Source organism: Enterobacter cloacae complex sp. SYL001, assembly GCF_049237025.1.
GTDB lineage: Bacteria > Pseudomonadota > Gammaproteobacteria > Enterobacterales > Enterobacteriaceae > Enterobacter > Enterobacter intestinihominis.
Genome location: NZ_JBMKJI010000011.1, coordinates 65,261 through 77,429 on the forward strand (window position 1 = coordinate 65,261; position 12,169 = coordinate 77,429).

13 protein-coding genes and 2 pseudogenes are annotated in these 12,169 nt (G+C 56.6%); 10 read left to right on the forward strand and 5 right to left on the reverse strand.

All coding sequences use genetic code 11. From position 1 onward, the window contains the following. The first annotated feature begins 100 nt into the window (after positions 1–100). The 4 genes from ACOTZP_RS12470 to ACOTZP_RS12485 all read left to right on the forward strand — a co-directional run bounded on the left by ACOTZP_RS12470 (position 101) and on the right by ACOTZP_RS12485 (position 3,819). Positions 101–1,723 (forward strand): alpha-glucoside-specific PTS transporter subunit IIBC, encoded by a 1,623-nt coding sequence (locus ACOTZP_RS12470; RefSeq protein ID WP_022646542.1) that lies wholly within the window; start codon positions 101–103, stop codon positions 1,721–1,723. After that, positions 1,720–3,042, forward strand: a complete 1,323-nt coding sequence (locus ACOTZP_RS12475) for a 6-phospho-alpha-glucosidase (protein ID WP_045308261.1) — start codon at positions 1,720–1,722, stop codon at positions 3,040–3,042. Before ACOTZP_RS12470 ends, ACOTZP_RS12475 begins: the two co-directional genes overlap by 4 nt. Before the next feature lie 92 nt (positions 3,043–3,134). Next, complete coding sequence (locus ACOTZP_RS12480) at positions 3,135–3,482, forward strand: YidH family protein (RefSeq protein WP_022646544.1); 348 nt, start codon at positions 3,135–3,137, stop codon at positions 3,480–3,482. After that, complete coding sequence (locus tag ACOTZP_RS12485) at positions 3,472–3,819, forward strand: DUF202 domain-containing protein (RefSeq protein ID WP_058646763.1); 348 nt, start codon at positions 3,472–3,474, stop codon at positions 3,817–3,819. Before ACOTZP_RS12480 ends, ACOTZP_RS12485 begins: the two co-directional genes overlap by 11 nt. Positions 3,820–3,851: 32 nt before the next feature. On the opposite strand, the gene dsdA is transcribed toward ACOTZP_RS12485, so the two are convergent. Next, positions 3,852–5,138, reverse strand: a complete 1,287-nt coding sequence (gene dsdA / locus ACOTZP_RS12490) for a D-serine ammonia-lyase (RefSeq protein WP_271075355.1) — start codon at positions 5,136–5,138, stop codon at positions 3,852–3,854. Between the two features lie 97 nt (positions 5,139–5,235). Here dsdA and ACOTZP_RS12495 point away from each other — a divergent pair. Then, positions 5,236–6,321, forward strand: a pseudogene (locus tag ACOTZP_RS12495) (cellulase family glycosylhydrolase); the annotation flags it as partial. On the opposite strand, the gene emrD reads toward ACOTZP_RS12495, so the two are convergent. The 4 genes and pseudogenes from emrD to tisB all read right to left on the reverse strand — a co-directional run bounded on the left by emrD (position 6,227) and on the right by tisB (position 8,510). Further along, a complete protein-coding gene (gene emrD, locus ACOTZP_RS12500) occupies positions 6,227–7,411 on the reverse strand; it encodes a multidrug efflux MFS transporter EmrD (RefSeq protein WP_023298963.1) in 1,185 nt (394 codons plus the stop codon). The pseudogene ACOTZP_RS12495 and the gene emrD overlap by 95 nt on opposite strands. A 232-nt stretch (positions 7,412–7,643) precedes the next feature. Then, positions 7,644–7,847 (reverse strand): annotated as a pseudogene (locus ACOTZP_RS12505) (EamA family transporter); the annotation flags it as partial. 62 nt (positions 7,848–7,909) lie between these two features. After that, entirely contained in the window at positions 7,910–8,356 is a 447-nt protein-coding gene (locus ACOTZP_RS12510) for a GNAT family N-acetyltransferase (protein WP_023298965.1), read from the reverse strand. Between the two features lie 64 nt (positions 8,357–8,420). Then, positions 8,421–8,510, reverse strand: coding sequence for a type I toxin-antitoxin system toxin TisB (gene tisB / locus ACOTZP_RS12515; protein ID WP_022646551.1), 90 nt, complete (start codon positions 8,508–8,510; stop codon positions 8,421–8,423). 486 nt (positions 8,511–8,996) lie between these two features. On the opposite strand from tisB, the gene ACOTZP_RS12520 reads away from it, so the two are divergent. The 5 genes from ACOTZP_RS12520 to ilvN all read left to right on the forward strand — a co-directional run bounded on the left by ACOTZP_RS12520 (position 8,997) and on the right by ilvN (position 12,058). Next, positions 8,997–9,311 (forward strand): type II toxin-antitoxin system HigB family toxin, encoded by a 315-nt coding sequence (locus ACOTZP_RS12520; RefSeq protein WP_022646552.1) that lies wholly within the window; start codon positions 8,997–8,999, stop codon positions 9,309–9,311. Continuing rightward, positions 9,308–9,727, forward strand: coding sequence for a helix-turn-helix domain-containing protein (locus ACOTZP_RS12525; protein ID WP_022646553.1), 420 nt, complete (start codon positions 9,308–9,310; stop codon positions 9,725–9,727). Before ACOTZP_RS12520 ends, ACOTZP_RS12525 begins: the two co-directional genes overlap by 4 nt. Before the next feature lie 146 nt (positions 9,728–9,873). Continuing rightward, the gene (gene ivbL, locus ACOTZP_RS12530; RefSeq protein WP_057979964.1) at positions 9,874–9,972 is read left to right on the forward strand and encodes an ilvB operon leader peptide IvbL; all 99 of its coding nucleotides are present in this window, start codon (positions 9,874–9,876) and stop codon (positions 9,970–9,972) included. Positions 9,973–10,078: 106 nt separating this feature from the next. Beyond that, positions 10,079–11,767 carry an acetolactate synthase large subunit gene (gene ilvB, locus ACOTZP_RS12535; RefSeq protein ID WP_063163360.1) on the forward strand — a complete coding sequence of 563 codons (1,689 nt, stop codon included), beginning with the start codon at positions 10,079–10,081 and terminating at the stop codon, positions 11,765–11,767. 3 nt (positions 11,768–11,770) lie between these two features. Then, complete coding sequence (ilvN, locus tag ACOTZP_RS12540) at positions 11,771–12,058, forward strand: acetolactate synthase small subunit (RefSeq protein ID WP_015570113.1); 288 nt, start codon at positions 11,771–11,773, stop codon at positions 12,056–12,058. Positions 12,059–12,169 lie beyond the last annotated feature (111 nt).

The following is a 12,169-nucleotide window of genomic DNA, read 5'->3' on the forward strand; positions in this document are numbered from 1 at the left end:
ACGCCATGTTCCCGCATCAGTAACTTCTTATGCTCACCTCAGGCCAGTAAAAAATCATAAAGGCCTCTACCCCTACAGGTTGTTTCATGAGGATTTAAAAATGCTCAGTCAAATACAACGTTTTGGCGGCGCCATGTTCACCCCGGTTTTACTGTTTCCCTTTGCCGGGATCGTGGTCGGGATCGCCATCATGCTTCGCAACCCGCTGTTTGTCGGCGAAGCTTTAACGGCCCCCGATCATCTGTTCGCACAGATTGTTCACATCATCGAAGAGGGCGGCTGGGCGGTGTTCCGCAATATGCCGCTGATTTTTGCTGTCGGCTTACCGATTGGCCTGGCAAAGCAGGCGCAGGGCCGCGCTTGTCTGGCAGTGCTGATTAGCTTTCTGACCTGGAACTACTTTATCAACGCAATGGGGATGACCTGGGGTCACTTCTTTGGCGTCGACTTCTCTGCTGAACCCACTGCTGGCAGCGGGCTGGCGATGATTGCCGGAATCAAAACGCTTGATACCAGCATCATAGGGGCGATTATCATTTCCGGGCTCGTCACCGCCATCCACAACCGATTTTTCGACAAGCCGTTGCCAGTCTTCCTGGGGATTTTCCAGGGTACCTCGTTTGTCGTTATCCTCGCGTTCTTCGTGATGATCCCCTGCGCCTGGCTGACGCTGCTGGGCTGGCCGAAAGTGCAGATGGGCATTGAGTCCCTGCAGGCGTTCCTGCGCTCTGCCGGTGCGCTCGGCGTATGGGTCTATACCTTCCTGGAACGCATTCTGATCCCAACCGGATTGCACCACTTCGTCTACGGTCCGTTTATTTTCGGCCCGGCGGCGGTAGAGGGCGGCATTCAGGTCTACTGGGCGCAGCACCTGCAGGAATTCAGCCAGAGCACTGTGCCGCTGAAAACACTGTTCCCTGAAGGCGGCTTCGCCCTGCACGGCAATTCGAAAGTGTTTGGCTCGGTCGGGATTGCGCTGGCGATCTGGTACACCGCGTCGCCGGAGAACCGCGTCAAGGTTGCGGGGCTGCTGGTTCCGGCCACGCTTACCGCCGTGCTGGTGGGTATTACCGAACCGCTGGAGTTCACCTTCCTGTTTATCTCGCCGTTGCTGTTTGCCATCCACGCCGTGCTGGCCGCAACGATGGCGACGGTGATGTATACCTTCGGGGTGGTGGGGAACATGGGGGGCGGTCTGCTGGACCAGTTCCTGCCGCAAAACTGGATCCCGATGTTCCATAACCACGCCTCGACGGTATTCACCCAGATTGGCATCGGCCTCTGCTTCACCGCTCTCTATTTCGTGGTCTTCAGGACGCTTATCGAACGTCTGAATCTGAAAACGCCGGGCCGGGAAGAGAGCGAAATCAAGCTCTACAGCAAGGCCGACTATAAGGCGGCGCGTGGGCAAACCACCGCCCCGGCAGCAGCCAGCCAGCAGGTCGGACAGGCCGCTGGGTTCTTACAGGCGCTCGGCGGCGCAGCAAATATCGAAAGTATCAATAACTGCGCCACCCGCCTGCGTATCGCCCTGGTGGATATGACGAAAACCCAAAGCGACGACGTCTTCAAAGCCCTGGGCGCACACGGTGTGGTGCGACGCGGCAACGGCATTCAGGTGATTGTCGGTCTGCACGTTCCTCAGGTGCGCGACCAGCTGGAATCGCTGATGAAAACCCCTTTAACAAACGAACAAACCACTCTGACAGAGGCTATATCATGAAAAAATTCTCAGTTGTTATTGCAGGCGGCGGCAGTACATTCACGCCTGGTATCGTCCTGATGCTGTTAGCCAACCGTGACCGTTTCCCGCTGCGTGCGCTGAAGTTCTATGACAATGACGGAGCACGTCAGGAGGTTATCGCCGAGGCGTGCAAAATCATCCTCAGGGAGCAGGCGCCTGAGATTGAATTTAGTTACACCACCGATCCGAAAGCAGCCTTTACCGATGTGGATTTCGTGATGGCGCATATTCGCGTGGGCAAATACCCGATGCGTGAAAAAGATGAAAAAATCCCGCTGCGCCACGGCGTGCTGGGCCAGGAAACGTGCGGGCCGGGTGGCATCTCCTACGGCATGCGCTCCATCGGCGGCGTGCTTGAGCTGGTAGATTATATGGAGCAGTACTCCCCGAACGCGTGGATGCTGAACTACTCCAACCCGGCGGCGATTGTCGCGGAAGCCACGCGCCGCCTGCGTCCGAACGCGAAAATCCTCAACATCTGCGACATGCCGATCGGCATTGAAGGCCGTATGGCGCAAATCGTCGGCCTGAAAGACCGCAAAGAGATGCGCGTGCGCTACTACGGTCTGAACCACTTCGGCTGGTGGACGTCGATTGAAGATCTGAACGGAAACGATCTGATGCCGAAGCTGCGCGAATACGTGGCGAAAAACGGTTATGTTCCGCCTTCGGAAGATGTGCATACTGAAGCGAGCTGGAACGATACCTTCGCCAAGGCCAAAGACGTACAGGCGCTGGATCCGGACACCATGCCGAACACCTACCTGAAGTATTACCTGTTCCCGGACTATGTGGTCGCCCATTCCAACCCGGAGCGTACCCGCGCCAATGAAGTGATGGATCACCGTGAGAAGCATGTATTCAGTTCATGCCGGGCGATTATCGAAGCCGGTCATTCTTCTGCCGGTGAACTGGAAATCGACGAACATGCGTCGTACATCGTCGATCTGGCGACCGCGATTGCCTTTAACACCCAGGAACGCATGTTGCTGATTGTGCCTAACAATGGGGCTATCCATAATTTTGACGCCGACGCGATGGTAGAAATTCCGTGTCTGGTCGGCCACAACGGACCGGAGCCGCTGACCGTGGGTGATATTCCGCACTTCCAGAAAGGGCTCATGAGCCAGCAGGTGGCGGTGGAAAAACTGGTGGTGGACGCCTGGGAGCAGCGCTCGTATCAGAAACTCTGGCAGGCGATTACCCTGTCGAAAACCGTACCGAGCGCATCGGTGGCGAAGGCGATTCTGGACGATCTGATTGAAGCTAATAAGGATTACTGGCCAGAGCTGCACTAATCTTTCTGACCGGCATCGCCAGATGCCGGTCTCCTTGTCCTGGCTGAATTACGCTATGCTGAAGCCTGCATGCTGCACGACAAGGAACCTTCATGAACATTTCCCGCCTCGGTGAAGCGCCGGACTACCGCTTCTCACTGGCTAACGAACGCACGTTCTTAGCGTGGATCCGCACCGCCCTGGGCTTTCTGGCCGCAGGCGTCGGCCTTGATCAGCTCGCCCCCGATTTTGCCACTCCGTTGATTCGCGAAGTGCTGGCCCTGCTGCTGTGCCTGATTGCCGGCGTGCTGGCGATTTATGGCTATCTGCGCTGGCTGAGAAATGAAAAAGCGATGCGTCTGAAGCAGGATCTCCCCTATACGCGCGGTTTGATCATCATCAGTACGATTTTGCTGATGGTTGCGGGCGTAGTGATGTTACTGGTGCTGTATGCCGGATAGCCGCAAAGCGCGGCGGGAAGCGGACCCCGGGCTTCAGCCGGAGCGAACCTCGCTGGCCTGGCTGCGCACGCTGCTTGGGTATGGTGCGTTGATCGCGCTTGCCATTAAGCACAACTGGCACCGCACGGGGGCGCCATTCTGGATCTCCATTGTTGTGCTGGCGCTGGTAGCCATCATTTTATGGCGCTACACCCGCAGCCGTAACCTGATGGACGTGGCGCAGAGCGACTTTGTACAGCCGAAGGCGGTGCAGGATAAGTTCCTTATCGCCCTGGCCGTGCTGTCGCTGTCACTGCTGTTTGCGGTCACCCACATTCAACAAATTTTGCACCTGTAGGCCGGGTAAGGCGCAGCCGCCACCCGGCATATTTACTTCCCTTTCGCTAAATATTTCGCCATCTCGTCTTCCGGCACCATGCCGCCGCCGGTCGCCCAGACCAGGTGTGTAGTGTTAGCATTCGCCGTTATGCGTACCGGCCCGGCCATCCCCGCCAGCGCCGACGGCTCCAGACAAATGCCTTCTTCCTGCGCCAGCCAGCCGAGCAGGTCGTACATGCTTTGATCGGAGAGGGTATAGAACCCGTCAAGCAGACGCTCCATCGCGCGGCCCACGAAGCCAGACGCGCGACCTACCGCCAGACCGTCCGCCGCCGTCACGTTATCAATACCCAGATCCTGCACGGCGATTTCATCGTGCAGCCCGGTGTAAACGCCCAGCAGCATGCACGGGGAGTGCGTGGGCTCGGCGAAGAAACAGTGGACGTTATCGCCAAAGGCCAGCTTCAGGCCAAACGCTACGCCGCCAGGCCCGCCGCCGACGCCGCACGGCAGATAAACGTTCAGAGGATGTGCAGCGTCCACCACGTGCCCCTGCGCGGCAAACTGCGCTTTCAGGCGCTCACCTGCAACCGCATAGCCCAGGAACAGCGTGCGTGAGTTCTCATCGTCAATAAAGAAACAGTTTGGATCGCTTTCCGCCGCTTTGCGCCCTTGCTCCACGACCACGCCATAATCCTGCTCATATTCCACGACGATCACGCCGTGGCTGCGCAGTTTGGCTTTCTTCCACTCGCGAGCGTCTGCGGACATATGCACCGTGACCTTAAAGCCGATGCGCGCGCTCATAATGCCAATGGACATCCCCAGGTTGCCGGTTGAACCCACCGCGATGCTGTACTGGCTGAAGAAGGCTTTAAAGCGTGGCTCCAGCAGGATACTGTAATCATCTTCAACGCTCAGCAACCCGGCTTCCAGCGCCAGTTTTTCCGCATGGGCCAGCACCTCATAGATACCGCCGCGCGCTTTAATGGAGCCGGAAATCGGCAGATGGCTGTCTTTTTTCAGCAGCAGCGTGCCTGGAATGGCCTTGCCGGACTCTTTCTCCAGCCGCTTTTGCATCGCCGGGATCGCGACCAGTTCGGATTCGATAATCCCGCCCGTTGCCGCCGTTTCCGGGAAGGCTTTCGCCAGATACGGCGCGAAGCGTTTCAGGCGCGCATGCGCGTCGTCCACGTCGGCTTTGGTCAGCCCGACATATGGCAACCCTTCCGCCAGCGTCGTGGTGTTCGGATTAAGCCAGGTGATCTCTTTCAGGGCAATCAAATCCGCCAGCAGCGGAAACCGGTCAATGAGGCCGGTCAGGTCAGTCGTTTTCATAATCTGTCTCAGAATTTAGTTCGTTTTGACTCTACACCAATTGTGAAAAAGCATGCTAAATACAGAGTAAAGCATTTGATTATTTGCAAGGGGCGTCGTGTTAAAGCCGTTAATTGTCACCGTGTTAGCGCTCGCTTCCGGCTGGGCCTGTGCCGCTGAGCCACCCCTGACGGCTGCCCGTTACGCGCAGATGCTGGGCGTCGGAATGGATGTCGACTGGGCCCGCACCGAGCGCGGTATACGCGAATTCGACCCGTTGGTGGTCCGTGATTTCCAGGCGAAAGGCATACATCATGTCCGTATTCGGGTGGCGGGCGAACCGACGGAAGCGCGGCTGATTCACCTGCGTAAGCTGGTGGAGGCCTGCGAGCAATACGGCGTCATCCCCATCATCGCCTATCAGGCCGATGAATATAAAAACGACCCGAAAGCGGATACCGAAAAAGCGGTGATCAACTGGTGGATTGCCGTGGCGCACTATTTTGGTCAGCGCTCGCCGTTGCTGGGGTTTGACCTGATCTACGAACCGGCGGACAAGCTCAACCACAACGTTGCTTCGCTCAACCGGGTGTATGAGAAAGCGATCAAAGACATTCACGCCATTGATGCCAGCCGCATGATTTTTATCGCCCCTCGTCTGCGCGCCGCGCCGGAGGATTTATCCAGCCTGAAGCTGCCCGCACACAGCCAGAATTACCTGCTGGCGGAATGGCATATTTTCCCCTGGGGTCCGCTGAAAACGAACGGCAGATACCCGTGGACGTCCCGAACCGCGGCTGAGAAAGCGGCTATCCGTAACCGAATCAATGCCGCGCTGCACTGGCAGCAAAAAACCGGGCACGTTAGCTGGGTCGGGGGCTGGGGCGTGGGGGAGTCAAACCACCTCACGCCAACCGCTTCGCAAATGGCCTTCGCCAACTTTATGGCCTGCGAGCTGCAAAAGGCGAAAATCCCGTATGCGCTTAACGCGGACTACCAGTTTTACGACGGGGAAGAGGGCGCCTGGCGGCCTGCGCCAGAGCCGTTATTACAGGCGATGATTGCGCCCGTGTGTGAAAAGCCCGGCGAGAAGCCGGGCCATCATGCGGTTAAACCGGCTGTTCGTGATGCGGGACGCGCGACGCCAGCGGCAGCCAGCACAGCAAAATCAGCAGCCCCATCAGGGTCATCAGCAGGCCCAAACTCGCCTGCCCGGTCTGCGGCATCATAGCCGAAAGCCAGGCCAGCGCGCCGGAACCGATATTCTGTAAACCGCCGACCAGGGCACCAGCGGTGCCCGCGAGGAACGGGAACGGCTCCATTGCGCCGCTGGTGGCGAGCGGGAACAGCATGCCCGCGCCGAAGAAGAACAGCGCCGCCGGGATGAGCAACGTCCAGACCGACATCACGTCAAACAGCCCCGGGATCCACATCATCAGCCCGGCCAGCAGACAGCTGATCACCGACTGCCACATCAGCGTAGAGAAGCGCTTGTTCGGACGTCCGGCGAACCATGCGCCGAAGAACGCCGCCGGGATCGGCAGAATAAACAAAATGCTCACCACCATGCTGCTCAGGCCAAGACCTGCGCCCAGCAGCACGCCGGAACAGGCTTCAAACACCGCAATGCCCGCCAGGCCGCCGATTAGCATCAACAGATAACAGGTAAACGACCCATTACCGAACAGCGTTTTGTAGCTGGCGATGAGCTTCGTGCGCGGCGCGTCCTGCGGACGTGTTTCCGGCATCCAGCGCGCCATGCTGAAGGTGACAATAATGCACAGCACCAGCAGGAAGGCGTAACAGGCGCGCCAGGACCAGACGGTGTCCAGCAGACCCCCAATCAGCGGGGCGAGCAGCGGGCTAACCAGAATGCCCATATTTAACAGACTGTTGGCGTGGCGAAGTTGGGTGCCCTGGTACATATCACGCGGCAGGGTACGCGCCATGACCCCGCCGACGCCGGTGCCCACGCCCTGGAGGGCGCTGGCGGCAATCAGGATGGTCAGGCTGTGCGTAGTAATGGCAATCACCGTCGCCACCATGAAAATGCTCATGCCCACCAGAATGACCGGACGACGCCCGACGCGATCGGACAGGGGACCATAAACCAGCTGTGAAACGCCATAGGTCAGCAGGTAGGCTGCCATCACGCTCTGTACCGCACCTTCGCGGACGCTCAGATCTTTTGCCATATCGGCAATCGCCGGAATGTAGATGGTTTGCGCCATCTGCCCGACGGCCACCAGTAACACCAGCATCAACAATAAGTTCACGTTCCGTTGCTTTTTCATGTCGCTGAATACTTTTGCCAAAAGAGATAAATAAAGAATAAGTGACTACGCATTCCCATAAATGCGAGAGGAATCTACCACAGAGATATGACAATTTAAGCATTACTGTGATGAATGACAGAAGGCGTGAAGGCAGGATTTGTAAACAAGATCGGCAACTAATGTTGCCAGCGAATTACGCCAGGCGCAGCAGGACCGCACCGGCTGCAATACCCAGCGCCGCCGAGCAGTGTAACGCACAGGAGACGAACAAATATGGCCAGCATGCGGCAGTCGGCTGGGGCGAGAAGGGGAGTAAAATCAGCGCAATAAGCGCGGCTGAACCGCTGACCCCGATCGCCGAGTAGAGCTTGTCCGTTCCGGCTTTAACGATGGCGTTCCAGCTGGCATGCAGCAGTGCGGCGAACAGTAAAATGCAGAAAACGGTGATGGACATGGCGGATCGGTTGGTGAAATGTCATCCAACTGTAACATTCCCCCGTCGAGGCTGCCAGCCGCTTACACTGCGCAAAAAAGGCGGTGCGTCACCCGGGGCTCGTCTGACACAAGCCTGAAGCCCGCCCGATGATAAAATCCGTACGCGGTTTCCGGCGCATGGGTATTAAGAAAATCAAACCAGATGCTGGCATCCGCCATCACCACGGTCAAAAGTTGTTTTCCAATCCCCAGCCCACGGCACTTTTCGCTGACGTAGAGATGACGAATACGTCCGGCGCGCGGCTGCTGGCTGAATGGATCGCGATTTAGACCGCACACGCCCACCAGCCTGCCGTTAAGAAACGCCCCCAGCAGCTTTTCACCCGGCGCGTTAAAGCGATTCTCACCGCGCTGCCAGTTCTCTTCCAGCCTGCGCAGCATATTGAAATTTAACGCGATACTCTCGGCCTTCAGGGCGATATAGCCCGGTTCATCAGGCGTAACAGGCTCAATTAACAGACGCGACATAGCATTCCCTCGTTATTAAAGAGGGGCGGTTGCCCGCCCCTCTCAGGTGCGACTTGAACCTGAATCACTTAACGTATTTCAGGACAGCATCAAGCAGTTGCAATACAGCAACAATGAGTTTGAGGACAAGTATGACCATATCCACGACGCTCATACGCGTCTCCTTTTGGTTAAAAGGAGCACGATGCTGGCGTACCTTTCCGCCGCCTGTGGCCAGCACCTGGATTGACGTAACACAGTGTGCTCACTTCAGGGGTTAAGGCACTGACGGCACCACCCGTTTCAGCCAGGACTTCGTTGCGCCGGTAAACTGCGGCCCCCTCGCTCACTGCGAACACCCTCAGTATAGATAAATACTGTATGTATGAACAGTATTTTATGGACAAATTTTGGAAGGCGCTCCATACTCCAAAACGTCAAAATCCGTGCCGGAATTGCGCGTTCGTCTTCGATCGCGTATACTTTTCGCGTTGACGTAACACAGTGTGTTCTGCGGCAACCAACCGCAAAACCCTGATAAAAACCTCGCTTAGGCGGGGTTTTTTGTTTTCTGACGAAGTGAAAATAGTATCCTCCGTTGACTTATTGGCAATAGGTGTTATCGTTGCCATAATGGCAACGGACGCGGCAGACAAGCAGGATGCATTTAATCTCAATGAAGGCAATTTTGGATGCGGTAAGCCAGTTCCCGCAATACAGAGAAGAGCTTCTCTTTTTAGGACGAGTTATTGAAAAGAGCCACTGCCCGACGCCCGCTGCACTGAGAAAACTTTTCCCAACGCTGGATAACTTCAAGTATCTTGATAAGCATTATGTTATTGATATTGCAAATAACAATCTCAGAGTAGTGGCTCTCATATTCTTTGAAAGCCAAAAGTTTTATGTGCGCCATGTTTTTACTCATAAGGAATATGACCGTTTTACGGAGAAACATCGCACTAAGGGGAAGAAATGATGATCGTCGCTGATGCAATGAAAGCTACGCACGCCCTTGTTGCGGCCGTTCCTTTACTGGGTGAACAGCCGAGCGAGAAAGATTATAAGGATGCGCTTGAGCTGGTTGAGTATCTCCTTATGAACGAGCCCAATAGCCCCTTGCTGGATATTGTTTGCGCCAGAATTAGCCATTACGAAGCTAATCGGCCAGAGATAGTCGCATTACGCAAGGAGATGGAGTCCGTTCCCGTCGGAATTGCAGTTTTGAGAACCTTGATGGATCAATACAATCTGACGATATCGGATTTTAAGGATGAAATTGGTAGTAAATCGATGGTTTCACGAGTTCTGAATGGTCAGAGACAGCTTACTCTGAACCATATTAAAAAGCTGGCGGCCAGATTTGGGGTATCACCTGCGCTATTTATTGAGTGAGTAAAAACCCTTTATTGAGTGTCATCGCCCAACAAACGAAACGTGATCCCTGACGCATTTTTGCGCAGTTGAAAATATTTCCATTGTCACATCCGAAAACCTGTGTTTGTATAAATTCTATCAATGATTCCAAACACAGGTCCCCAATGACTTCATCCATCTTCACTTCGACCCTACTAAAAACTGCGCAACCTGCCGCAGTGGTCGTCGTGCGTGTGGTGGTGGTCGTCGGCAATGCGCCGTAGGGACTGGATCAACACACGAATCCAAAACCCCGCCGGCGCAAACCGGGCGGGGTTTTTCGTTTAAGAGCCTCCCCGGAAAGTCGGCCCAGAAGAAAAGGACTGGAGCATGGCAAGTTCGGGCACAACATCCACAAAAACGCGTTTTACAGGCGCGCAGCTGATTGTTCATTTACTGGAACGACAGGGCATCACCACCGTTGCGGGCATCCCGGGTGGGACCGTGCTGCCGCTGTATGATGCGTTAAGCCAAAGCACACAGATCCGCCACGTGCTGGCGCGCCACGAGCAGGGCGCAGGCTTTATCGCTCAGGGCATGGCGCGTACCCAGGGTAAACCAGCGGTCTGTATGGCCTGCAGCGGGCCGGGCGCCACTAACCTGGTGACCGCCATCGCCGATGCGCGCCTCGACTCCATTCCGCTGATCTGCATTACCGGCCAGGTGCCGTCCTCGATGATCGGTACCGATGCGTTCCAGGAAGTGGATACCTACGGTATCTCTATCCCCATCACCAAACATAACTATTTAGTTCGCGATATCAGCGAGCTGCCTCAGGTGATCAGCGATGCGTTTCGCATTGCCCAGTCTGGCCGCCCGGGTCCGGTGTGGATAGACATTCCTAAGGATGTCCAGACCGCAGAAATTGAGATCGACGTGCTGCCGGAGCCGGGCGAGCGTGCCCCGGCGCCGGAATTCAGCGCTGAGAGCGTGCGCGACGCCGCCGCCATGATTAACGCGGCGAAACGCCCGGTGCTCTATCTGGGCGGCGGGGCGATCAACGCCGCGGATGAAATTCGTCAGTTCGCTGAAAAAGCTAATTTGCCTACCACCATGACCCTGATGGCGCTCGGCATGCTGCCAAAAGCGCACCCGCTCTCTCTCGGCATGCTGGGCATGCACGGCGCGCGCAGCACCAACTACATCCTGCAAGAGGCGGATTTGCTGATTGTTATGGGGGCGCGTTTTGATGACCGTGCGATCGGCAAAACCGAGGAGTTCTGCCCGAACGCCAAAATCATTCACGTGGATATCGACCGCGCCGAGCTGGGTAAAATCAAGCAGCCGCACGTGGCGATTCAGGGCGATGTGGCCGAGGTGCTGGCACAGCTGATCCCACAGACGGAGGCAAACGACCGCGCCGACTGGCGCCAGCTGGTAGCCGATCTGCAACGCGAGTTCCCGGGCGCTATCCCAACCGAGGGCGACCCGCTGAGCCACTATGGCCTTATCAACGCCGTTGCGGCCTGCGTGGATGACAGCGCGATTATCACTACCGACGTCGGCCAGCATCAGATGTGGACCGCACAAGCGTATCCGCTTAACCGCCCGCGCCAGTGGCTGACCTCCGGCGGCCTTGGCACCATGGGCTTCGGCCTGCCAGCAGCGGTTGGCGCGGCGCTCGCCAACCCGGACCGTAAGGTGATCTGCTTCTCCGGTGACGGCAGCCTGATGATGAACATTCAGGAGATGGCGACGGCAGCCGAAAACCAGTTAGACGTCAAAATCATTCTGATGAACAACGAGGCGCTGGGCCTGGTACACCAGCAGCAGAGCCTGTTCTATAAGCAGGGCGTGTTTGCGGCGACCTATCCGGGGATGATCAACTTCATGCAGATTGCCGCTGGTTTTGGCCTGCACACCTGCGATCTGAACGCCGAAGAAGATGCCCACGCGGCGTTGCAGGATGCGATTTCTCGCCCTGGCCCGGCGCTGATCCACGTGCGTATCGACGCGCAACAAAAAGTGTATCCGATGGTGCCGCCGGGTGCGGCCAATACTGAGATGGTGGGGGAATAAGCCATGCAGAAACAATGTGATAATGTCATTCTGGAACTCACCGTCCGCAACCACCCTGGCGTCATGACCCACGTCTGCGGGCTGTTTGCCCGACGGGCGTTTAACGTGGAAGGCATTCTGTGCCTGCCGATTCAGGGCAGCGAGCACAGCCGCATTTGGCTACTGGTGAACGACGATCAGCGTCTGGAGCAGATGATGGCGCAGATCGACAAGCTGGAAGATGTCACCAAAGTGGCACGCAACCAGTCCGATCCCACCATGTTTAACAAAATTGCGGTGTTTTTCGAGTAAATCACTTAAGGTAAAAGGCTTTTGCCGGATGGCGCTGCGCTTATCCAGCCTGCAAGGACGTTACACGTAGGCCGGATAAGGCGTTTACGCCGCCATCCGGCGTGTTCACGC